At 44.3% G+C, this 24,833-nt stretch carries 18 protein-coding genes; 6 read left to right on the top strand and 12 right to left on the bottom strand.

From position 1 onward, the window contains the following. The 4 genes from QL234_RS07240 to QL234_RS07225 form a co-directional block, all read right to left on the bottom strand. Positions 1–792 (bottom strand): SDR family oxidoreductase, encoded by a 792-nt coding sequence (locus QL234_RS07240; RefSeq protein ID WP_281557169.1) that lies wholly within the window; start codon positions 790–792, stop codon positions 1–3. A gap of 6 nt (positions 793–798) precedes the next feature. Further along, complete coding sequence (locus QL234_RS07235; RefSeq protein ID WP_281557774.1) at positions 799–1,473, bottom strand: iron-containing redox enzyme family protein; 675 nt, start codon at positions 1,471–1,473, stop codon at positions 799–801. 80 nt (positions 1,474–1,553) lie between these two features. Continuing rightward, the gene (locus tag QL234_RS07230) at positions 1,554–3,140 is read right to left on the bottom strand and encodes an AMP-binding protein (RefSeq protein WP_281557168.1); all 1,587 of its coding nucleotides are present in this window, start codon (positions 3,138–3,140) and stop codon (positions 1,554–1,556) included. 126 nt (positions 3,141–3,266) lie between these two features. Continuing rightward, positions 3,267–3,467, bottom strand: coding sequence for a hypothetical protein (locus tag QL234_RS07225; protein WP_281557167.1), 201 nt, complete (start codon positions 3,465–3,467; stop codon positions 3,267–3,269). Between the two features lie 216 nt (positions 3,468–3,683). Here QL234_RS07225 and QL234_RS07220 point away from each other — a divergent pair, with 216 nt between their 5' ends. Beyond that, positions 3,684–4,106 (top strand): SulA-like leucine-rich domain-containing protein, encoded by a 423-nt coding sequence (locus QL234_RS07220; protein WP_281557166.1) that lies wholly within the window; start codon positions 3,684–3,686, stop codon positions 4,104–4,106. A gap of 86 nt (positions 4,107–4,192) precedes the next feature. On the opposite strand, the gene QL234_RS07215 is transcribed toward QL234_RS07220, so the two are convergent. The 8 genes from QL234_RS07215 to QL234_RS07180 form a co-directional block, all read right to left on the bottom strand. Further along, the gene (locus QL234_RS07215) at positions 4,193–4,969 is read right to left on the bottom strand and encodes a hypothetical protein (protein ID WP_281557165.1); all 777 of its coding nucleotides are present in this window, start codon (positions 4,967–4,969) and stop codon (positions 4,193–4,195) included. Between the two features lie 281 nt (positions 4,970–5,250). Then, positions 5,251–9,249 carry an SdrD B-like domain-containing protein gene (locus tag QL234_RS07210; protein WP_281557164.1) on the bottom strand — a complete coding sequence of 1,333 codons (3,999 nt, stop codon included), beginning with the start codon at positions 9,247–9,249 and terminating at the stop codon, positions 5,251–5,253. A gap of 240 nt (positions 9,250–9,489) precedes the next feature. Further along, the gene (locus QL234_RS07205) at positions 9,490–10,131 is read right to left on the bottom strand and encodes a PEP-CTERM sorting domain-containing protein (protein ID WP_281557163.1); all 642 of its coding nucleotides are present in this window, start codon (positions 10,129–10,131) and stop codon (positions 9,490–9,492) included. A 592-nt stretch (positions 10,132–10,723) separates the two neighbouring features. Beyond that, the gene (locus QL234_RS07200; protein ID WP_281557162.1) at positions 10,724–11,500 is read right to left on the bottom strand and encodes a transporter substrate-binding domain-containing protein; all 777 of its coding nucleotides are present in this window, start codon (positions 11,498–11,500) and stop codon (positions 10,724–10,726) included. Between the two features lie 40 nt (positions 11,501–11,540). Continuing rightward, positions 11,541–12,314 (bottom strand): transporter substrate-binding domain-containing protein, encoded by a 774-nt coding sequence (locus QL234_RS07195; RefSeq protein WP_281557161.1) that lies wholly within the window; start codon positions 12,312–12,314, stop codon positions 11,541–11,543. A gap of 144 nt (positions 12,315–12,458) precedes the next feature. After that, positions 12,459–13,232: an ABC transporter substrate-binding protein gene (locus QL234_RS07190; RefSeq protein ID WP_281557160.1), complete on the bottom strand. Its 774-nt coding sequence runs from the start codon at positions 13,230–13,232 to the stop codon at positions 12,459–12,461. Between the two features lie 44 nt (positions 13,233–13,276). After that, positions 13,277–14,047, bottom strand: a complete 771-nt coding sequence (locus QL234_RS07185; protein WP_281557159.1) for a transporter substrate-binding domain-containing protein — start codon at positions 14,045–14,047, stop codon at positions 13,277–13,279. A 57-nt stretch (positions 14,048–14,104) separates the two neighbouring features. Further along, on the bottom strand, positions 14,105–14,881 hold the full coding sequence (locus tag QL234_RS07180; RefSeq protein WP_281557158.1) for a transporter substrate-binding domain-containing protein: 777 nt from the start codon (positions 14,879–14,881) through the stop codon (positions 14,105–14,107). 369 nt (positions 14,882–15,250) lie between these two features. Between QL234_RS07180 and QL234_RS07175 the strand changes: the two genes are divergently transcribed. The 5 genes from QL234_RS07175 to QL234_RS07155 all read left to right on the top strand — a co-directional run bounded on the left by QL234_RS07175 (position 15,251) and on the right by QL234_RS07155 (position 24,829). After that, positions 15,251–17,719 carry a TonB-dependent receptor gene (locus tag QL234_RS07175; protein WP_281557157.1) on the top strand — a complete coding sequence of 823 codons (2,469 nt, stop codon included), beginning with the start codon at positions 15,251–15,253 and terminating at the stop codon, positions 17,717–17,719. A gap of 288 nt (positions 17,720–18,007) precedes the next feature. After that, positions 18,008–20,200 carry an ATP-binding protein gene (locus QL234_RS07170; protein WP_281557156.1) on the top strand — a complete coding sequence of 731 codons (2,193 nt, stop codon included), beginning with the start codon at positions 18,008–18,010 and terminating at the stop codon, positions 20,198–20,200. Between the two features lie 24 nt (positions 20,201–20,224). Next, positions 20,225–21,424 (top strand): diguanylate cyclase, encoded by a 1,200-nt coding sequence (locus QL234_RS07165; RefSeq protein WP_281557155.1) that lies wholly within the window; start codon positions 20,225–20,227, stop codon positions 21,422–21,424. A gap of 537 nt (positions 21,425–21,961) precedes the next feature. After that, positions 21,962–23,179 (top strand): diguanylate cyclase, encoded by a 1,218-nt coding sequence (locus QL234_RS07160; protein ID WP_281557154.1) that lies wholly within the window; start codon positions 21,962–21,964, stop codon positions 23,177–23,179. A 441-nt stretch (positions 23,180–23,620) separates the two neighbouring features. Beyond that, positions 23,621–24,829 (top strand): FAD-dependent oxidoreductase, encoded by a 1,209-nt coding sequence (locus tag QL234_RS07155; RefSeq protein WP_281557153.1) that lies wholly within the window; start codon positions 23,621–23,623, stop codon positions 24,827–24,829. Positions 24,830–24,833: the final 4 nt, after the last annotated feature.

Genomic DNA, 24,833 nt, shown 5'->3' with positions numbered 1-24,833 from the left:
TCAACTATTAACCATTTTTACAAACTTTTGAATTTTAGTGAATTTTTTTGCCAGTGCGTTATCCACCACCTCAGGCCAGAAGCCGTTAAGACGGGCGAATAATTTTTCCGGCCAACCGACAGCCAGGCGTTTTTTGCCCTGCTCCAGCTGCTTTACCAAGGCCTGGGCCACTTCCACCGGGGTATCGGTTTTACTGCCCAATGCCCGGTTCATCTGCTTTACCGCATCCGAGTTGATGCTGGTGTCAGTTGCCCTGGGGGCGAAATACAAGACCTGGTGGCGCGAGCCGGTAAGCTCCCGTTGCAGCGCCTCGGTAAAGCCCCTGAGGCCAAACTTAGTGGCGCAGTAACTGGCATAATAGGGATAACCTATGCTGCCAAGCGCCGAGCCGACATTTAGCACCACTTTCGGGCTGTCGCCCAGTTCATGCAAAAATGACCGGGTTAACGACATCGGCGCCAGCAAATTGATGTTCATTGCCTGTGCCAATCGGGCATCGGAGAGCTGGACAAACTCATTAAATTCACTGATACCGGCATTATTGACCAGCATATTGGCCTCAAACCTTTTCGCCTGGAGCATGACATCCGCCCTGCCCTGTGCGCTGCTGATATCTGCGCTGAGCCACGAATGCTCACTGCCCAAATGTTGTACCAGGCTGATTAACTTATCGCTGTTCCTGCCCACAAGTAATAAGCGTGCCCCGCGTTCGGCCAGCAGATAGGCCACTGATTGGCCTATTCCGCCGGTAGCCCCGGTGATCACCACTTTGGCATCAGAGAGTTTCATCATTTGCTCCTAAGCAGCCGCCGGCACACCGTGATTGACCTGTAAACCCCTTAAGATGTTGCCGTATAAGGTGTAGAACCTTTTCGCGGACTTGATGATCAATTGCTGCTCCTGCTCATCGGTGATCTTATTCATCAGGGTTTCAAAAAATTTCACATGCTCAATATCAATTGCCCCGTGTGAGGTTAAATAGGAGAAGGCCTTTTTCGGTAAGCCGATATTATCCCCGACGGTTTTGGCGACACTGTCGGCCATGGCGATACTGGTGCCTTCAAGCACATGTACCAGGCCAAAAAAGGTCAGCGGACTTTTGCGGTTAATGGCGTCGTAGGTATAGGCCACCATCACTTCGGTTTCAAAATTCGGTTCACTGGCCCGCGCTTCTTCCTTGTCATAACCGCAGGCGGCGATATCATTTAAAATCCATTCCTGGTGACCCAGCTCTTCTTCGATATATTCGGCTACCGCTTCGCGCAGCCACTCCTTTTCTTCGGTTAATTTCGCGCCGACGTTCATCAGCAGCGGCGTGGTGTGTTTTACGTGGTGATAGGCTTCTTTTAAAAAGGCAACATAGTCATCCAGGCAAATATCTCCCTGCATGCAACGATTAATAATAGGGGCGGATAATAAGTAGTTTTGCTCTGTTGTGGTTTCTTCTTTTAAACGCTGGAAAAAGTTCATGATAATCTTCCTATAAATACTGGTGAAATGTCGTTAATTTGTTGTTTATTCATTTGTTAGTTGGTGATCAGCCTGGGCAATACTTAAGAGGCTTTTCGGTACATACGCTCAATTTGTGTTTGTAAAAACGCCGTCATTTGCTTTCTTTTTACCCGGCCGTTGGCGGTGTTTAACTCAGGGTCCGCAAACAGGGATTCATCAAGATAAAACCAGTCTTTAACCTGGGCATAATCGGGCAAATGAATATTCATTTTTGCCAGCATGGCGCTGATTTGTTCGTCGCTGACCAGGGCCTGCCCGGCCATCGTCTGGGGTAAAATACCGGCGATGCAATAAGGCTGGCTGTCGCCAAACACCAGCGCCTGGCGGATGCCGGTACAGGCATTCAGCTCTGACTCCAGCCATTCGGGGTTGATATTTCGGCCAAAGCTTGAGATCAGGGTATTTTTCTTGCGCCCGGTAATATGTAAATAACCCTGTCTGTCGATATGACCGATATCTCCGGTGGCGTAACTTGTTTGTCCCCAGGAGCTGCGGTCTCCGGCATAACCTAAGAAGGTATTGCCGCTGACGAATATTTCGCCATCCACCTGAGTTACCTTGACATGCGCCAGAGGTTTTCCGGCAGAGCCCGACAGATGATCCCAGCCGCTATTGAGGCTGACCACAGAGGCACATTCAGATAAACCGTAACCTTCAAAGGCGGGGATGCCTGCCTGCTGCGCCTGGCTGATCAGGCTGGATGACACCCTGGCCCCGCCGACGGCAACAAATGCCAAACTTGAAGGCACCTGCCAGCCCTGCCCCGCAGACATCACCAAACCTTTGAGTATTTCCGGCGTGGTGATAAGAGTTGACGGCTGATGGCGGCTGATTTGTTTTAATAACGCCGGAAAGTCTAAGGAAGAACTGCCGCTAAAGCCCAACTCGGTTAATGAAGGCACTATCACAGTGGCTCCGCCAAGCATGGCGGCATAAATGCCGGCAACATTTTCCAGTAAGGTCGATAAAGGCAAAAGACATAAGTGGCGCTTAACCTTGTTGGTTAATATAGGCGCCACGGCATTTTTAAGTGATATTGCCACCTGCCACTGCTGCTCCAGACTCAGACAAACCCCTTTGGGCGCACCGGTAGTGCCGGAAGTAAAAGTCACTTTACTGGTATTTTCAGGTAACTGCTCCCCCTGCGCCGATGCGCCTTTATTGGTGATCTGATAGAAAGATAATGGCGTTAATACACTCGAATATAAGCTGGAGTGCTCGCTTCTTTGCACCGTAAAAGTATTTTGCCCGGCATCTTGATTACCAGCTGTAACATTACCGGAAAGTAATTTACCTGAAAGCAAAGCCGGATTGTCTGTAAGAAGCAGCTGACAACCCGCGGTATTCACGCTGTGCTGAATTTGCTGTTTTGAAAAGAAAGCCGGTAAAGGCAATAACGCTATGCCCAATTGCTGACAGGCAAAGTCTACCATTACCCACTGTAAGGAATTGTCCGCCAACAGGGCGACCGAGGTGACCTTATGCTGCGCTAAGCAAAGCGTTAGCAGCTCAACTTCTTTAATAAAGGCCTGGTAGGTTAATGAGGTTTTACCGTCAGTTAATAACGCTTGTCCGGATAAATTGTCCCAGATATCCGCTAATCTTGTTTTGATTTCCTGCTCTGTCATCTTTTTACCCCTTGGTTACTGCTTGGGGTTAAAGTTAACAAGCAAATCTTAACTCAATCTTAAGAAATGCTTTTTATCTTAAGAATATTAATAAATTCCTGTTTCAGGGGATAAAGTTCAGGATAACTAACGGTTATTCAGCCAGGATTTTCCGGGAAGAGCCCCTTGCTGTAAAACATCCAGCTGATGTTGGAGATCGGTTAAGGCATGCGTTAATGCCATCAAATGCCCCTGGGATTGCTGCTTTTCTGCTAGCGCCTGTTCCAGCGGCTTAAGGGAAGCATTAAAGCGTTGCAGGTTAAAACCTTTGCTGCTTGTTGCTGTCATATTAAATCCGTTTAATCTTGTGGTAGTTAAGGCCAACTTTGTATAAGTATGCTTCCTAGCTTATCCCTGAGATAACTCATCTGACCTGCACTGTTTCATAGTCGAAAAATTTAGCAAATTTGTCAATAAATAAACAAAACTAGCCTTGATTATTTGTTTTAAATCGATATACTGTATAAAAATACAGCACCCATTAATCAACCCGGGAATATAGCTATGCTTGAATCTAACAATATTGATATCAATCATTTAAACTCAAAACAGCTGCCCCCTGGAAATGCCTGGTTAAATATTAAAAACATTGAAAGTCAGCAACAATGCTCAAAACAATACACAGATATTTGTCAGCAGCATTACCAGCAAAAGAAATGGATTTTAGTGATTAACCCGGAGAAAAATGCTTTAGAATGTTTGTCGGATAGTACCTGGCTCGATACCTCAAAAATATTGCAGGTCAATACCAATAAAGTAAAAGTAAACCTGGAAAATATCGAAAAAGCCCTGAGTAAGGGAAACTGTGCGGCGGTGATCTTATCTAACGCCAGCCTGGCACAAGCAGAGCTGTCACACCTGGCCGATTGCGCTCGAAAAGGAAAGACCCCCTGCTTTATTTTAAAAAGCTCCCATACTTTGCATTAAAATAGACAGGCGCCAGCAACGAACACTCAAATATTCAGCAATAAAAAAGGCGCTGATTTTAGCGCCTTTATGTTTCATTTAATCATTTAAGCCTTACGGCGAGATAATAACAATAAAGCTGATGCCAAAAGTAACCAGCTTTGTGGCTCTGGTACCTCTGCGGTGCTGAACACTAAGTTATCTATGCCCCCGGAGCCGGGCATATTAACGACCATTCGTTTTACATCGGTAATATTGCTAAACGTTTGCCGGATAAACTGACCATCTCCCACTTCAGGTACAAACATACCGGCGTGAATTTCGTTGTCGTTTTCATCAAAAAACTGAATGGCATTAAAACCGTTCATATTGTTGGTGTCTTCGGTATCAAAAAAATCAAGATTTAGAATCGAAACCAAATCGGCAAAAACAAATTCGAAATAACCCGCAGCCCTGCTGCCTTCATCATCGGGGTCGTCACAAATACCATCGCTACAGCCATTGCCGTTTTCTTGTAAGATCAAGATATTACCCGGGTTACTCGCCCCGCTATAACCGGGTAAATTGAGCGCACTATAACTAAAAGCACTGCCCGGATCGTTGTAATCATTATTGTTATTATTATATTCAAGATCATTATCATGCGAAGCGTCATTTAAGGTATCAAAAGCAACCTGGCGGTTGCTGACATCATTGCCGTTGCCTACCACGCCATCAATATAATTAACGCTATTGATGGTCACTCCATATGGACTAAAGTACTCATCATCTATGATTTGGCCATCCTGAAAACTATCAAAATCCAACACTATCATGCTCGCCAAAGCATTTGTCGTGGATAATGCAAATAAACCACAAATAAGAAATAAACTCGTTCGTTTCATATTTATACCCTCTTTAATTTCAAAGGAATAAAGGCAACATTTGCTCCAATACGCTAACAAGCTGATTTATCGTTCTTTTTCATTGGTTTATAAATATACTTTCATCATACTGTAAAAATTTTCAACATTACGCCTGCCTCCAGTGGAAAAATTGCAAGCCTTATATAGCCAGATAAATAAATACCTGATAAATAACCTAAGCTTAAAAGCTCAACCTCTCATGACCTCAATAACAAAAAAAGCCGGCTAAGCCGGCTTTGTAAAAAAATGAAACTCAATAATCAAGGGGTACAGTTTAGTGTTCCACCAGCATCAACTATGCCTTCGAGTTTCCAGAGATTAATCAAAGAACCTTTATCTCCTTTGTCATCATCGTCTCCTCCATAATACCTGTGATGACCGTCTTCATCATCATCTCCCTTGCCATCGTCATCATCATGATCGTCGTCATCTCCCTTACCGCCATCTTTACCGTTTCCTTGCATCTTACCGCAGTCTTCTGGTCCATTCATATGCTTGTCTGAGCAGGATAAATGGAACTTAGACTTGCCAAGAAGGTGTCCTGTGGCAACGTCACGAAGCAGCCAGTAGACATCATTGGGCGAGCCGGAAAAACCAGAAAAGCTGATTTCATCACCCGGTGCCACAACTTGTTTACCGAGAGAAGGAGCATGGCGATTCCCTTTAAAAGCTTCAACCTCTACGCTCTTGTCACCGCTCCAAAGCATGGTCAGTTCATCTATGGGCTTAGTGCATTTGTAATGACCCGGATCTGAGCTGATATCCAGTTTGACCATACAGCCGCCGACAAAAAATACCTTGATCGTGTAGTCCTTGGGTAAGGTATATTTAAGTTTCTTGGTAAACTCAATCTCCAGCCGTCTGTACTCTCCCGGCTTGATCTGGCGGTTTTTAACGTCATTGATAAAGCTATCAAATACCGCAGGCGATGAAACATTGCCATCTTTGAAAATATCACCGTTGAGTTTTATTTTCTTGATGCCACGCTCTCCCGGGAAGGCAACTTCGATACGTTTCACCGTAAGGGGGTCGTGACCTTTATTAAAGAGCTTCCACTTAACTTTATACTCTTTTATGGTCAGTTTCTTTTCCCCTTTGGCTTTGCAATCCGGCAGTGGCTCCTTGCGGGTAACGGTTGCCGAAGCACTTGCCTCACAGGCAACCCCGGAAGGCGCCAATCCGCCGCTGACGGTTACCGTATTGGCAAAAACATTGGTGCTATCAGGCAGCACAAACTGTTCAGCACTGGTGGTAAAGACCTCATCCGGGTCAAGTACCAGGGGATCGGCTATGGTACCCAGGACATCATCCAGGGCAACGCCGGTAAAGGTTTCCGTGCTGTTGTTCGTGATCACATAACCGTAATTGACATCAGCTCCGAGTGATTGCTTGCCTCGTTTGCTGGTATTAAGTGAAACCAGCTTAACACTGCCGAATTTATCTGCCAGGTTTAATGGTTTAGAGCAGGAAGTATGCAACTGAACTTTTTGCACCCGCTTGTGATTAGCATCGAAGATTTCAATCAGGCTCCAGGAACCAAATTCATGACGCCCGGCATTTGAAGCCGAAGCCGTGACAACATCTCCTATCATCACATCAGACTGATCCAAATAGACTTTATGACCGCCATCACTCACCCGGATACGTACCGGTTCTTGAGCGGGTTTTATACCGTAACATTTGGCTTTGCCCCACTGTTTATTCGGCGTGATCTCGCAGTCTCCGCCAAGGTAGTGCAAGTCCATTGACTTGATCTTACCTTTACAATGGGGTCCGGAAGGTACTTCAAATGAACAGCTATTGGTGGGGGTTGGTGGTGGTGTTGGCGCACTACAATCAAGTGTTACACCATTGCTGCCAGCCATTCCTTCAAGCAACCAACTGCCGATACCATGACCATTTCGGTCATCGTGGTCTTTATCGTCACCATCATCGTCATCTCGGTCATCATCATCGTCATCGTCGTCATCGTCGTCATCGTCGTTTTTACGATAGTCACCTGAATAAGTGAAGGTATAGGCATAAGCACGATGCTTGCGATCATCATCGCGGTCGTCATCACAATCGTCATCATCACAACCATGATCATCGCGGTCGTCATCACAATCGTCGTCATCACAGCCGTGATCATCGCGGTCGTCATCACAGTCATCGTCATCACAGCCGTGATCATCGCGATCATCATCACAATCGTCGTCATCACAGCCGTGATCATCGCGGTCGTCGTCATCACAATCGTCATCATCGCAACCATGATGCGAACCATTTTTACCCTGCGGGCTACCGCAATCCTCGGGTCCGTTCATATTCTCATCAGAGCACGACAAGTGAAAACTTGATATGCCCAAACGATAATGGGTACCTGCCTTAAATATTTCCCATTCGACATCATTTTTGGCGCCGGCAAAACCACTGATAGTAACCTCATCACCCGGGGCGATATTATCAACTCTGGCCAGTACAGGATCCTTAAGTTTGCCGTAATGGGCAACTACATCGATATTCTTACTGCCATTCCAGATCATGGTAAGCTCGTCAATCGGCTTGGCATCTTTACAAACGAAAGGATTGGTTTTCACCGGAAGGATATCACAGCTCTTGCTTACAGAAATATCACAAGCCAGCGGCTGGTAAACCCCGGCATCTATTGTCAGATCAGTTTCACCGGATGACAAATTGGTGCAGGCACTGCGACCTGTAAACTGGTTGGCATCGCTGTCTATCTCTGTATTGCTGCCAACATTAGCCGGACTGAACACAAATCCCGAGGGCAATTCAAACTCAACCAGGTAACCGCCGGGCAGTAAGTTATCAAATAAATATAAGCCATCGGCATCAGTTAAAGCACTCATGGGCATATTTACATCATCAAGCACCGGCTCACCTAAGCAGTCAAGCAGGTTCACTTTAACATCTGCTTTCCCCTGCTCATTACTCGCCTGTAAGCCGTCTTTGTCCAGATCAAGCCAGACATAATCTCCCAGCGCTGCTAAGCGGTAAAGCCCTGCATCCCAGGTCAGATCCGTCTCCCCCGCCTCCAGAGAAATAGTGGTCGTTTGTCCGGTTGCCGGATCAGCATCACTGTCACTGCTATCAGAGCCAAAATCCTGCGGGCTGATAACAAATCCTGCCGGGGCAACAAATTCTACGCAGTAATCGCCGGGAATAAGTTGACTGAAACTATAAAGCCCGTCGCCATCAGTCGCGGTATTATCCAGAATAAACTCATCACCGGTATTACACTCAAGATCAGAGCCGGGATCGAGCAAGTTTACCGTAACCCCTTCTATGCCCGGCTCATCGTTATCCTGAACACCATTGGCATTTAAGTCTTCCCAGACAAAGTCTCCCAGCGCAGCTAACCGGTAAAGCCCCATATCCCAGGTCAGATCATTTTCACCCGAGTCCAGGGTAATAGTTTCCGTTTGCCCGGTTACCGGATCGGCATCGCTATCTATGGCATCATCACCACCGGCATCTTGCGGGCTGACGATATAACCATCGGGGATAATGAATTCGACACAGTAGTCTGCGGGATCGAGTTCGCTAAAGCCATAAAGACCATCGGCATCAGTTGTCGTCATATCGAGCATAAGCTCATCTGAGGTATTACATACCCCGTCATCGCCGGGAGCGAGCAGATTAACCGTCACGCCTTCTATGCCCGGCTCTCCCATATCCTGAATACCGTCTCTGTTAAGGTCTTCCCAGACAAGGTCCCCCAAACTGGCGGGATCTTTTGCCAGTTTCACTCCACCGATAAGTCCTTTAGCTTTGCCGCTAAAATCTACGCCAAAATCTCCGTTAAAGTTTGAGCTTTCGCTGGTCAGATCTATTCCCATATTACCAGGGTAAAATGAAGCTAAAGCCCCCCCGGTAACGGTAAATTTAAAGTCAAACAGGTCAAGACTACTGGTAGAATCTCTAAAGCCAAAAGCCGTTACCTTGCCTGAGATAAGCGTACCGGAATAAACCACGCTGTTAAGGGTCAAGGTACCGCTGATCTGGACATCTTCTGCCGCAGCATTGGCAAGCAAAGCGCCACTATCATCTACCATGATCTGTAAATTCAATTGACCATTGCTGATAAATACCGGCACTGATGAAGAATTTTCAAGTAATGCCGTTAGCCCCGAATTCAGGCTGAATTCATCAGTCGCGGCATTATAAGAGGTTGCACCTATAGTAGTGCTGTTAAAAGAAATCAGAGGAAAATCAAGGGTATTATCCAACAAATCAGCCTGTGCAGAAGTTGTCATCGCAGCTGATATCACAGCTGCCTTTATAACTCTCCTCACATCCGCAAGTGTTATACCCACCAAACAATAAAATCTTGATAAGAACATTTTTTGCGCCTTATTTACTCTTGAAAACGAGCATCCATCTCCCTGGATAGCTCGAATTTTCAAATCCATCTGCCCGCATAGCGGACTTGCCAGACACCCTGCTTCCTTTTTGTGTATAGCGATCACTTAATCACGTCTATAAAAACTCCGCTGCTAATGACTACGGCGCCTTGATGCCACAAAGCCCATCAAAGCAACAGCAAACAGCAAGAGCCCCCCGGGCTCAGGTACGGTCATGGGTACCCCGGTATCAGAGCTGGCGGCCATTAAACCACTGGAAAAGTCGTTAGTGAAAAGGTTGGCGTTAAACCCGGTGTTTGTCATGATGATGCCGCCAACAGGACCGTACATGCCCACTAAATCTCCGCCGGTAAAATCCACCATAAATTCCAGCGGATCACCACCTAAATCGTCAAAACCTAAATCGGTCAATAAACCCGTTAACAAAATCCCCGAGTTAAAACCTGCAGTGGTACCGGTAATAGTAAAACTACCACCGCTTAATACACCGCTATTGTCAATTGACGCGTTCAATGAAAAGGTGCCGCCGGCAATGGCATTATTTGCGCCATCAAAAAAATTCAATGCAAAGCCGTCGGCAGTCAACATTTCAGTGCCCATATCATAATCAACAGTGATAAAGCTTGAGAAAATATCCGGGGCCGGTTCTAGGGTAAGCCCGAGCAAAGCCGCATTGGCAGAACTTGCCGCAAACAGACCGGCCGTAGCGATGACTATGGCCAGTCCCTTTTTAAGCTTACTTTTAAACAGTTTCAGTACTTGTAGATAACTCATAATAAAACCTACTCTTTTGTCATAGTTGATAAATTCAACCGTGGTGATAATTCATTAACCCGGCTAAAACCAGGCAATAAATCATGAATGCACACATTAACGAAGTGCGCACCCGCACCGGAGTTCAGGTTTTATGCCAATTTACTCAAGCCAAGCGAGAGAGATATTTTAAACTTAAAATTCAACCTTATAATTAAAGACAATAAAACCCTTGACAAATAAACCACGATATGGTTAGTAAAAAAATCTGACATTCATTAATAACCAGATAAGCGATAAACAGAAGCGACAAAAAAGTCATTTTCCTTATTTTTGTCCGGTAAGGTTTTCATTGAAGGCGTACAGGTGTTATCGGCCTAAATACAGGATATTTGGAATTAGGGGAAGTTGGCTGTTATCACCCGCAACAGCATAAAAACTTACCTCCGATTTGTCGCAAACACATTACTATTAAGCGCACTATTATTACGAAAATAGCAGCTTTGGCGGCAAAGGATTTGCCAATAGAATGGCACTATTAGCAATAATTATTCAGAATAATATTCATACTAGTACACGGGTACCTCTCCAGCGCTAGCGCGCGACTCACACCTTATTCATTGACTTGGTATTCATTTTTAAAATCTTCAGGAATATGCAGGTCATATTTGCCGCTTGCCTTTAGGCGCTTTAAGCCCTTATTGAACATTTCAATGAAATATTGTCCTTTATGGTGCTTCTTCGAGACCATAAGCCCTACTGTAAAGGAGGTAAGTGGTTTGGGGTGATAGGTGAATAATTTCGCCTGCTCTGTTGTAAATAAATCGGCCACTTGTTGAAGCCCCATCGCCCGATTCATCGGAAAAAGTTGAATTCGCCCCCTCAACAACTTAGTCAAATTAATTTGATACGATGGCGCATATTCCACCAGGAGTTTCCCCTCCTTAGCGTCGGCATCAAATTTTTCTCCATAGGTAAATAGCACCGTAGCTCCTATCGCGATATCTTTTAGATCATTGACAGACTGCCAGTCAAATGGATAGCTTTTTAAGTGAAAGAATACGATGTCGGTTCTTCTTATGGCGTCAGTATAATCAAAATATTTACTTCGTTCATGGGTAACTGTCCAGCAACAAGTGGCATCCCAGTTATTCTCTTTCGCCAGCGCATAGCTTCTGCCCCAGGGGAAAAAACCGTATTCCACCTTAATATTCATTTGAGCAAATGCTTGAGTGACAATATTAAGGGTTTGCCCATAACCCGGATATTTTTCTGAACTATAGGGCGGATCTTCCCCGGTCGAAATTCGAATAGTTTCTTGAGCAAAACCATTAAATGCCACCAGCGAAGCAATAAAGCCATAAATAAGCAATAATAATCTTTTCATCATAAAAACTGTCAGGCATCTGTGCACCTTTGGTGCTGACACCTCATTGATTTAATTGATTTTCACTTCTTTCAAGTTCAGCAATATATCGATCATAGTCACCACTTGCTTTATAACGTTTTAATCCTTCATTGAATGTTTCAATAATATAATCAACTTGCTTACTCGTCTTAGACACCATGAGCCCTACAATAGTTAAAACAATAGGTTTGGGGTGATAGGTAAGCAATTGAACTTCTGCGGGTTTGAATAAACTGGATAATAATTGATACCCTAATTTACGATCGATAGGAAAAACCTTAATCCGGCCCCCCAATAACTTCCTAAAATTGATTTCATCCGAAGAGGCATATTCTGCCAATAACTTTCCTGCCCTTACGGCACTATTCAATTCATGCCCATAGCTATAGTTATACGTTATGCCTATTTCTATATCGGTTAAATCATCAACAGAGTGCCAGTCAAATGGATAACTTTTTAAATGATAAAAAACATACTCCCTTGTCGTTACTTCATCGGTATAGTTAAAGTACTGACTTCGCTCAGGGGTAAGGCCCCAACAGCAAGTGGCATCCCAGGCATTGTTTTTGGCCAATTCAAGTGTCCTGCTCCAGGGAAAAAATCCATACTCCACTTTAATATCCATTTGGGCAAATGCTTGTCTGACAATATGCAGGATTTTGCCGTTATCTGGAAGTTTTTCAGAATAAACAGGGGGGTACTCCCCGGTTGATATGCGGATGGTTTCTTGTGCAGTGCTATTAAAACTACCAACAGCAGCGAATAAGCCAAGGGAGAACAAGTTATTTTTCATCATAGTTTCATTCTAATATACTAAAACTTATTCTGTACCGGCTAAGCCCTTATTTATGGATTCGAGATATGCTTCCAGGCGTTTGGGGAAAATACCGTTTATATTTAGCCCCTGCTTATCGCGTTTTAGCCTCCTGGTAGCCAGCTTTCACTGATTAATTTTTTTATCTTGCTGTTCCCTTATAAAAAAAGGCTCATAGTCAGCACTTTCTTTCAGCCTTTTTAAGCCCAGATTAAACTTATCAATGAAATATTGATTTTTGGGGTTCTTTTTCGATACCAACAGCCTCACACTGTCGGAGAAAAGAATTTTCGGATGGTGGGTAATCAACTGAATTTTTTCAGGTGTAAAGAGGTCGGCTAATAATTGATATCCCATCAAACGATCAATGGGAAAGATATCAATGCGCCCGACCAGTAATTTCTTTAAGTTCATTTCATTCGTCGGTGCTGGTTCTATCAGTAATTTTCCCGCTTTATTTGCCGCATCAAATGCGGCTCCGTAAGAGTATTTAACCGTAGTCCCTATCCTTATGCCTTTTAAATCATCAAAGGATTGCCATTTAAACGGATAGCTTTTTAGATGAAAGAATATTTTTTCTCTTGATCTCACAGCATCCGAGTAATAAAAATCCGTCTCCCAGCCCGGCGTCTCAAACCAACAGCAAGTAGCGTCCCAAATATTGTTTTTAGCCAGCTCCAGGCTCCTGTTCCAGGGAAAAAAGCCAAATTCTACTTTGATATTCACATGAGCGAATGCCTGAACGACAATGGCAGGGGTCGGTCCGTAATTTTCATAACGCTGAGAATAATATGGCGGAAATTCTCCGGTCGCAATGCGAATAACTTCCTGAGCGAGGCAACTAAAAGATCCTATAGGCGCAATGAACAAACAAAGTGACTGCAATAACTTTTTCATCATACTAGTTATTGTAATACACCAGCCCTACAGCGCTATTTCCCCCTTTATTGCTTATTTCCCCCATATTGTGCTTTAAGAAAAAGTTGCTCATATTCGCCACTTTCTTTTAGTATTTTTAAGCCCTGATTAAACTTTTTCATAAGGTATTGACCCTTGGGGTTTTTCTTAGATATCAGCAGTTTTACCCGACCGGAAAAGAGCACTTTAGGATGATGGGTGAACAACTGAATTTCTTCGGGTGTAAATAAATCGGCTAATAATTGATATCCCACCAGACGCTCAATTGGAAAAATCTTGATGCGACCGACAAATAGCTTTTTTAAATTCATGGCATTAGTCGGCGCATCTTCTATCAATAATTTGCCTGCTTTATTTGCCGCAGCAAATTTTTCTCCATAGCCATGCCTGGCGGTAGCACCTATTTTGATACCTTTTAAATCCTCATAAGATTGCCAGTCAAACGGATAGCTTTTTAAATGAAAGAATATTTTATCTCGTGATGTCAGCACGTCTGAAGAATTAAAATACTCATGCCACTCTGCTCTATCAAACCAGCAACAGCTGGCATCCCAATGATTACTTTTGGCCAGTTCCAAACTTCTGCTCCAGGGGAAAAAACCAAATTCAACCTTAATATCGACTTGAGCAAAAGCCTGGCTCACAATATCTGGGATGGGTCCATAATTTGCGAACTTTTGAGAATAATATGGCGGGTATTCTCCGGTCGTGATACGAATGGTTTCTTGTGCCAAACAATTAAAAGCCGCAGATATAGCCAATAACAAACCAAGAAACAGGCGCTGTATTTTCATCATCACCTTTATTGTAATACACTCAAACAACTCCTGTTTGCCTGAACACTTACCTCTGTTTTATTTACTGATATAGTCATCAGACTTAGCTTCTGTGAAATGTTGTTCATACTCGCCGCTTGCTTTAAGCATCTTTAACCCTTTATTGAACATGTCAACGAAATATTGGCTTTTAGGGTTTTTCTTGGGTATCAGCAACCTGGTAATATTACTAACAAGTACTTTAGGATGGTGAGTGACCAAATCAGTTTCTTCGGCATTAAATAAATCGGCTAGTAGTGTATACCCGACCTTGCGGCTAATGGGAAAAATTTTTATTCTCCCGCCTAATAACTTCCGAAAATTTATTTCATCTGTTGCCGCAATTTCTAGCGACAGCTTACCCGCGTTATCGGCATCAATAAATACTCCACCATAATTATATCGAACCGTAGCCCCTATCTCTATGCCGGTTAAATCATCATAACTGTGCCAATCGAACGGATAACTTTTTAAATGAAAAAAGACAATCTCAGCTGAATTAACAACATCCGAAAAATAAAAGTATTGTTGCTTCGCACGGTTTTTAGCCCAGCAGCAAGCAGCATCCCAGTTATTATGTTTGGCCAGCTCTAAACTCCTGCTCCAGGGAAAAAAGCCATATTCCACTTTAATATTCATTTGCGCAAATGCCTCACTGACAAGATGAAGAACTTGTCCATAATTTTTGGCATTTTCAGAAAAAAATGGCGGATACTCCCCGGTCGCAATACGAATAGTTTCCTGTGTGAAGCCTTTAGCAGCGCTAAGCGAAACTAATAGCAACCACAGGAGCAACAAACTTGTTGTATGCTTCATGCGCTTATTCACCTGGCCATAACATGGTTTTCACCCAGTTAATTCAATTGTAGGTAAAAAGCTGGCAATTAAACACATCAAGAGCATAGCGGAGACCAGGCATGCCAAAATAAAAATCAGCAGATGCTTCATACCGCTAGCGGAAAAGCACTGATTTACCAATATTAAGCGGATAACGAAAAAATAAGACCTCAGGCTTAAGATTGAAAAATCAATGCATTGCACCAGCTCATTTGTTTTCACATAAAGCGACTATACTTATCACAATTTTCCAACGTTTTGCATTGGTATAAGGTAAGCTCAAACAGCAGGGAAAATATCAGGACTACAGGCTGTTAGCCACATAGCAAACACATTAGGTAAGTCACTATGTTTAAAAGAAACCTGGTTTGCCAGGCTATTTTATATGCACTCGCCACAGGTGTTGTCAGCCACTCCCTAGCCCAAGAATCAACGCAAACCTCTTCCCAGGCCGATGATGATGAAATTGAAACGATTATCGTCACCGCAAGCAAACGTAGACAGAATATCCAAGAGACCCCTATCGCGGTACATGCGATGAGCGGCGAAGCATTAAAAGCGCAAAATATCGGTAACTTTGACGATTTTGTCAATTATATGCCCAACGTCACCTTAGGGGGGCGCGGTCCGGGACAAGCAGATATCTTTATCCGGGGCATGGCCATCCAGCCTATCGTCTTCAGGATTTCCGGCGCCCAGGGGGTGATGCCAAATGTCGCCTTATATATTGATGAGCAACCGGTCACGGCGCCGGGACGTAATATGGATGTTTACGCCACCGATATCTCGCGCATTGAAGTCTTACCGGGCCCGCAAGGAACCTTGTTTGGCGCCAGCTCGCAGGCAGGCACTATCCGCTATATCACCAACAAACCGGTTTTTGATGATTTTTCCGCCGGCTTTAATGCCTCACTTACCGATACCCACAAGGGAGAGAGCAGCAACTCCATTGAAGGTTATCTCAACCTGCCGGTCAACGAGCAGTTGGCGCTAAGAGCAGCCCTTTATAACGTCAACCGGGGCGGTTATATAGATAATGTTTATGGCGAATTTACCTTAGACCCGTCAATTAACCCTGATTCAGCTGCCAATGTACCGGACAACTCAACCTTTGAAACCGTCAACAACCAGGCGTTTGTTGAAGATGATTTTAACTCCAGCGCTTATACCGGGTTCAGGTTGGGACTCAATTATACCATTAATGACAACTGGCAGTTGCTGCTGCAACATGCCGGGCAAAAAATTGATGCTGACGGTGTCTTTGATTACGATCCCGAAATTGGCGATCTTGAAGTGGCACGCTTTTATCCGGATAATTTAGAAGATGAGTTTTCACAAACCTCATGGACACTTGAAGGCAGGCTTAACCGCCTAGAGTTACTCTATACCGGTGCCTACCTGGACAGGGATATAGATCAATCATCAGATTTTACCAGTTATAATAACTCAGGCGCCTTTATTGCCTATTACACTTGTACCTATACCAACCCGGATTATATCGCGACTTATGGCATTTCTCCCGACGTCATTACCCCGGTGCGCGAATGTAAAGATCCGACCAAAGGTTTTATCGGTATACAAGAACATCGCAGGTTCACCCATGAATTCAGGGTTGCCACAGATCCCAAGGAGACATTAAGCGCCATCGCCGGCATTTTCTATGATGATTTTGAAATAAAAACCCAGGACGAATGGTGGTATGCCGCAGCGACCGAACTCGGCTTTGCCCCGAATGCACCGATAGCCGCCGCAAATAATATCAATGACGATACCCGCGCCGCCAATATCACCTTTTTTAATGATATCACCCGCACAGAAGAGCAAATGGCACTGTTTGGCGAACTCAAATATAACTTTTCACAGCAGCTTAGTCTGACCCTGGGGCTGCGCTGGTATGATATTGAATCTGATTTTACCGGTTCCAGTAATTTTGGCGACGGCATCTTCCAGGGCTCTCAAAATACCGATCGCGGACGCGACTATGATGTCTCCGGCGGACACAGTGAAGAGCCCCTTGAAGCCGACGGTATCATTCCTAAAATCAGTTTAAGTTACCAAAGAGACAAAAACAGCCTTTATTACCTCACCTATGCCGAAGGATTCAGGCCCGGCGGTTTCAACCGCACCGGGGGATTCAGCTCCTTTAACCCGGACTTTCCCGACATTAACCTCACCTATGAATCTGATGATGTCTATAACTATGAGCTTGGCTGGAAAACCTTATTATTAGAGCGCCAACTGCTCTTTAACGGCAATATCTACTTTATCGAATGGGAGAATATGCAGGTCTCCCGTTTTGATCCCATCAATGTCTCCCGGCTGACTTTTATTGAAAATGCCGCCAATGCCGAAATATTTGGCGTCGAAATGGACCTGGCCTGGGATATCAATGAAAATTTAACCGTTAACAGCGCCTTATCCTATAACCATACCGAGCTGACCGATGTCAAAGCGCGCATCATAGAAATAGCCCCTACCGGCAGTGAGTTACCCTTAACCCCTAAAATACAAGCCAATATCCGTACTAATTATTATTGGCAGCAGGGGGAATATGAGGCCAACTGGCAGCTTGGCCTCCAGTATGCCGGCAAGTCATGGAGCTCAGTTGTTTCCCAGGAGCGAAAGCGTCAAAGCAGCTATACCATCATTAATTTTTCCCTCGGTGTGAAAAAAGATAACTGGTCGGTGAAATTCTATGGAGATAATTTAACCGATAAACGTGCCGATCTATTTATCAACAACCAGGATTTTGTCACCCGCATTACCACTAACAGGCCAAGAACTTTTGGCTTAAGTTTCTCCTATGACTACAACTAGATTTAATAACAACGGTAAGCTCAGAGCAAATCATGCAAGCGCAATATCACTCAGGTTTTGGCCAAAATTAGCAATATTTCAAGCAAATGACCGATAACATTGCATTTAGTGATGCCAGATAAAAAGTGAAACTAAAGTTATACTGTTACTTAAAGTAAAAAAACACGGATATGGCGATCTTTTTCACCGCCATAAAAAAGAACATCCGGTTATAACATGCGGTGGATTATAGAGGTGACGAATAAAGGTTTTAAGTTGAATGTCCATTTCAATTTATGAGGAGGCGGTATGAGACCTCCATCCCTGGTTGACGTCAAAGACTCTATCGCAACACATCTGCTTAAAGTTGTCTTTTCCTTCTATCTTGTGCTGACGATTGCCGTAACCCTTGCCCATATCTATGTGGAATTTTCCGACACGAAAGAAAAAGTGAAAAATGAATTGCAGGTGATCGGCAATACCTTTGCACCCGGGCTCGCTAAAGCATTATGGGACTATAATACCGAACAGCTGCAACCGGTCTTTTTAGGCATGGTTGAATCCCCGGATGTTGAAGGCATCAAGATCGAAGATGAATGGGGAAACATTTCAGGTAAAGGACGCATCATCAATAAAAATGGACAAATTATCGACTTCGATTCAAAGGGGAACCAACAGCCGGTTTTGGGTTATTCCCATTTCTCCGGATTATTTCAGCATTCATTTTCAATAAAACATATTAATAAAGGAGAAACCGTCACTCTGGGCCAGGCCACCATCTACTCAAGCTCCGGCGTTGTCGTTGAAAAAGTCAAATGGGGCTTCTTCTATATCATCATTAACGCCATTATTAAAACCATCGCCTTATGGGTTTTGTTCCTGATCATTTCAAGAAAACTACTGAGCCGCCCCCTGGCGTCATTAACCGAGGCCACACAGCAAATCGATTTAGACAAACTGGATAATTTAGAAATTGTTATCGACACTAAGGGGCGCAATGAACTGAAAATATTAGAAGAAGCCTTTAATGCCATGATCGGGAAATTAAACGGCGCCAAACAGGAGATAGTCGACAAAGCACGGCAATTAACGGCGCGTAATGAAGAGTTATCAAATTTATCAACCGAGCTCAAACTTTCCAATCACAGGTTAACCACCATATTAGAAAATACCAAGGCACTAGGTGAAGTCAGTGATAAAAAATCGGCAATGCTGCTCACCACCAATACCCTGCTGCAGGAAATTCCTTTCAGCCATTTTCCAAAAATCAACATCGTCTATCAGGATATTGATACCGGCGATAAGGAAGTTTTTATCTCATTCTGTCCGTCATCCACTGCCGAGCCCCTTGATGACGACCTGGCTCAAGTCAATACCATGAACAGCAGCGAGTTGCTGTTCAACAAAACACTTTCCGAAAACCCCACCTTACCCACAGATATCCAGCCGGAAACAGGGTACTGTTTAACAGACACCCAGCTTGATTTGATTGTCCGCCAGGGGGAGGAGTTACGGGGCGTGATCTCAATACAGGATATAGACACTTCGGTGCTCAGTGAGGAGTATCTGGCCTTCATTGATACCCTGGCACATTTTTTATCATTAACAATTGAAAAAATAGAAATGAACCAGGGACTGGAGCGCAAAATCAATGAACGCAGCGGCGAGCTCATCGAAGCCTTTCAAAAATTAGCCAGCCAGCACTCTGAGCTGAAATCTACCCAGCAACAGCTGGTGCAGTCGGAAAAATTGGCCTCTATCGGCACATTAACGGCGGGCGTCGCACACGAGATCAACAACCCCAATAACTTTGCCTATGCCGCGGTGTATCTGATGCAGGATGAAATAAAAGAAATAAAGGCCTTTTTAAAGCAGCTCGCCGGCGGCGATGATGCCGACCCCGAGGTAATAGCAGCCCTTGAGAATAAATTTACCAAATTAATTGAATTAACCAATACCGCCAGAGAGGGAACGAAACGTATTAAAGTGATCGTCAGTGATCTCAGATCATTTTCCCGCCTCGATGACACCCAAAAAGAACAGACTTACCTGTCTACCTTAATTAAATCAACCATTAACCTGGTCAGCACCCAATATACTGAAATAGACATAACAACAAACTTTATTCGTGACCCGCTAATAACTTGCTTTCCGGCAAAACTTAGTCAAGTATTTATGAACATTGCTGTCAACGCTTGCCAGGCGATAGAAACAAATACACGTAAAAATAGCAATTTAGCAGGGAAATTAACCATCACCTTAAACGAGGATTATCATCAGCTAAAGCTAACCTTTCAAGACAATGGCTGCGGCATGGATGAAATGACTCAGAAGAAAATATTTGACCCGTTTTTCACCACCAAAGATGTCGGCAGCGGTACCGGGTTAGGCATGGCAATATCGTTCGGCATTATTGAAGAACACGGAGGTACGATCAAGGTCGCTTCTAGTGTTGATGAGGGAACAGACATATCCATTTATTTGCCGTTAGATGAAGCATAATATTTAATGGCACGGGAGTTGCCCATGGCGGTTTTTGATATCAAAAATGTACAGGAAAGAACAGACGATACCCGCGAAAAACCCCTGATCATGCTGGTGGATGATGAAATTGAAAACATTAATGTCCTCAGCCAGTTATTAGCCGCTAACTTTCAAATCATCACCGGACTCAATGGCTGTGAAGCGATTGATATCATAGATAACATGGCAGATCCGGGTAAAATCCAGCTGGTCATCAGCGACCAAAGAATGCCGAAAATGACCGGCGTTGAATTCTTAGAGAAAGTCTCCGATAAAATACCGGATACCATACGTATCATTTTAACCGCATTCTCTGACACTCAAGTCATTATCGACTCGGTCAACAAGGCTAATATATATAAATTTATCACCAAACCTTTTGATCCTGTTGAACTGTTGTTAACGGTAACAAGAGGCGTTGAAGCCTTTCAAATGCGGCAAAAACTACTGGCCTATTCCAGTCATTTAGAAAAGTTAGTCATTGAAAGAACAGAAGAACTAAAAAGGAAAAATCGGGAGCTGGTTCAGGCATTAAACACCTTGGAAAAGCGTAGTCTCAATGATCAATTAACCGGCAGCCACAACAGACACTTCCTGCAAAAATTAATGCCGCAGGAGCTGACAAAGTTCAGGCGAGAGCATCAGCTACACCCCAAGGATGATGGTTACTTTGGCATGATGATGATCGATATCGACTATTTTAAACAGGTCAACGATACCTATGGCCATGATGCAGGAGACCAAGTCCTTATCAGCTTTAGCCAAATTCTCAAAGCCACTTGCAGGACATCCGATTGGATAGTGCGCTGGGGCGGCGAAGAATTTGTGGTAATTGCCCGCGGACTCTCTTTCGAGGGGCTGCATCAGCTGGCAGAAAGGATCAGGCAAAACGTTGAATTACATGAATTTGATTTGGGATGCGAGCAACGTATATTAAGAACCTGCTCCATGGGGATAGTGTCTTTTCCTTTTATCAAAAATCAATTTGACGCCTTAAGTTGGCAGCAAACCTTAAACCTGGCGGATATTGCCTTATACCTGGCCAAAAACAACGGCAGAAATGCCTGGGTTAGTTTGTTTGAAAGAGAAATCAACTACCATGATGACTTCTATGACAATATCATGGCCAACTTAAAAACCTTAGTTGAAAATAATGCCATTGCCTACAGAACATCATTAATGCCAAAGCAGCTTAAGGTTTAAACATACTCCATTATTTATGCAGGCATTTACTCTCACCACGGCTCAGTATGCAAACCAGAGACTATCCAATAAGCTGGTTTAATAAAATCAACCATTAAGCTGGTCAGCTACCTGGAAAATGACACCACCATAAAATAAGATTTTTCCTTCCCCTTGTTAACTTGCTTTCCTGACAAACTTAGTCAAGTATTTATGAACATTGTCGTAAATGCTTGCCGGGTGATAGCGACCAGTAAATAAAAATAACCGATGAACAGGAGAGTTTACCCTCGCCTCAGTCGAAAAGAAGTATCGGTTAATCATGAGTTTGAGAGAAAATGGCTGCGGGATGGATGAAGTGACTCAGGAAAATATTTACCCCGTTTTTCAGCACGAAAGATGTCGGCGACGTACCGGGTTGGCCATGGCAATTTCATTCGGCATTATTGAAGCACACGGAGGTACTGTCAAGGTAGCTTATACTATAGATGAGGGAACAAAAGTATCCATATATCTGCCTATAACTTAGGCAAGTAATATAAGGCGCAGGAGTGATGCATGCCTATTTTTGATATGAAAAATATTCCTTCCAAATCAAGCCGCCCTCCGGAAAAGCCCCTGATCATGCTGGTTGATGATGAAACTGAAAACCTTAATGTGATGCGCCAGTTATTGGCAGCTGATTTCCAGGTCATCACCGCACTCAGTGGCCATGAAGCCATCAAAATCATCAACAATATGGACGATGCCGGCAAAATACAACTGATCATCAGCGATCAAAGAATGCCAAAAATGTCCGGTGTTGAGTTCCTGGAGCTGGTTGCAGATAAAATACCGGATACCATTCGCATCATACTATCCGCATACTCTGACACTCAGGTTGTCATTGATTCCATTAACAAGGCTGAAATCTACAAATTCATGACCAAGCCTTTCGATCCCGGCGAATTGTCCCTCACGGTAAAAAGAGGCGTTGAAGCCTTTCAAATGCGGCAGCAATTATTCAAGTATTCCACCCATCTGGAAAAGTTAGTTGCCGAAAGAACCCAGGAGCTGCACCAGAAAAATGAAGAGCTCAGCCAGGCATTACACGCTTTAGAACAGCTCACTTTGAGCGATCAGCTAACCGGTGCCTACAACCGGTACTTTTTGGATAAATTTATGCCCCAGGAAATTAACCAGTTTAAACGAAAATATAAACGGCACCTGGGAAAAAGAGGTTACTTTGGCATCATGATGATAGACATAGACCATTTTAAAGCCGTCAATGACAACTATGGCCATGATGCCGGTGACAAATTACTTGTCGGCTTTACTAAAATGCTGCAACAAAACTGCCGGGAAGAAGACTGGGTGGTGCGTTGGGGCGGTGAAGAGTTCGTCATTGTTACCAGAGGGCTGTCATTGCAAGGTCAACAATGCTTAGCCGAAAGGCTCAGGGCTAAGGTAGCGTCAAAAGAGTTTGACTTAGGTTGCGGGCAAAAATTGCTAAAAACCTGCTCTATGGGATTGGTCTGCTTTCCTTTTATAAAAAACAGCTTTAATGCCTTAAGTTGGCAGCAAACCTTAAACCTGGCGGACCTTGCCTTATATCAGGCGAAAAATAACGGCAGAAATACCTGGGTCAGCTTATTTAATGCCCATCTGACCCAGGATGAACACTTATATGAAAATATCATGAACAATTTACAAACCTTAATTGGCAACAACCTTATCTCCTACCATAGCACTCATCCGGGCAGCCATATCACTTTTAATGCCATAAAACACGGTTAACGCAGAGACTAGCAAACCTGTAAATTATACAAGCCATTTTCCCGTCTCTTTTTAGTATAAAAATCAAACGACTTCATCTTGTTCTGCTATAGACGCAGCACAAGAGATCGCCTATATTGGTTTCGGGTTTGCGTTTTTTGCCTGTTAGTTTTGGCACCTGGCTGTGCTTTGCTTTAGCCCTGAAATCTTCACCGATTTTAATCAGCTCCTGATGGTTTATTGTTTGGTGTTTCTTGTTTCATGCAAAGTGCAGCTGTTAAATGCGCTAAGCCTCAATAAGGAGCCATGCCTCATCAATAACCCCCGGGCTCGGAATAAATACAGGATCTGGCATGTCCTCTTGCAGATAAATTAGCGAATCCCGGCTTTATCCCTAATAGCAGTTCTTCAAAGAAACCTCCCAAGATCCACTATAAAAATAACTAACAACAAGGATATACAGTGGAACAAAACTCACAATACGATCTCATCATTATCGGTGGTGGCGCCGTAGGCCTCTCTTGTGCATATCACGGCACAAAACGTGGCCTTAAAACCTTAGTCATAGAGAAAAACAATTACTTTAATGACCAGGGCAGTTCCGCCGGGCATTCCCGGCAATTTCGCCTGCAATATGCACAAGATTATATGGCCGAGCTGTGTATCGCCTCGCAAAGCTTCTGGCGGGAGCTGGACCAACTGACTCAGGAAACCTTGCTTGGCGATGACGGCAGCTTATGGTTTGGCGATCCAAAATTAAACTCCCAGGAAGGCGGCATAGATGCAGCCAAGGCCACCATGGACGCCCTTGGCATCCCCTACACGCCGCTGACGGCAGCGCAAATAGAGCAGCAATATCAATTTAAAAACCTGCCGCCGGATTACGAAGGTTTTTTCCAGGCCGGCGGCGGTACCATCAACCTCAAAGCCACCGAGCAGGTCATGTATGATCAGGCGCTTAATTCTGGCCTGGCAGACTTTCATGAACTCGAAGAAGTCACCAACATCGACTCAGCGGCTAACGGGGTGATCACCGTCACCACCGACAAGGGAGCCTATCAAACCGCTAAACTTGCCATTACCACCGGGCCTTATGTCAATCACACGGTAGAGTCCCTGTCGCTGGAAGTGCCGATTATCATCTGGCCGATGTCGTCGGCGTATTTTGAAAAAACTCAGCATGATATCCAGTATCCTTCCTGGTTTGTGTTCCAGGAGCCGGTTGAGAGCGCCCAGTTTTACGGTTTCCCAGAAGTGGACTGGTCGAACCCGGGTTATATCCGCGTTGCCACCGACTTTCCCGATGACGGCATTATCCTGACAGACCCGGATGACCGTCCGAGCGAGCCCAGTGAGCAAAGTCTGCAGCTGGACTCGCAATGGGTACGCGAGCATATGACCGGGCTGAGCGATGCGCCCTACTTTACCGATACCTGCTTAATTGCCCTGGCGCAAGACAGCAATAAACAGCTGTTGCTTGACTATATGCCGGAGCATATTGCCAATAACAAAAGCATAGTCACCTATACCGCGGGCTGGGCGGCCAAGTTTATCCCTATCCTCGGCGATATGATCTGCCAGATGCTGGAAACGGATACCGACAGCTTCACCTATGGACAATACACCATCTCACGCGACAACTTCTCCATTAACTGGTTAATAAAGGAATAATAAC

This window comes from Thalassomonas sp. RHCl1, assembly GCF_947387555.1.
Lineage (GTDB): Bacteria > Pseudomonadota > Gammaproteobacteria > Enterobacterales > Alteromonadaceae > Thalassomonas.
Note: the sequence above shows the minus strand (reverse complement) of the source record. Positions and strands in the feature narration are given on the sequence as shown.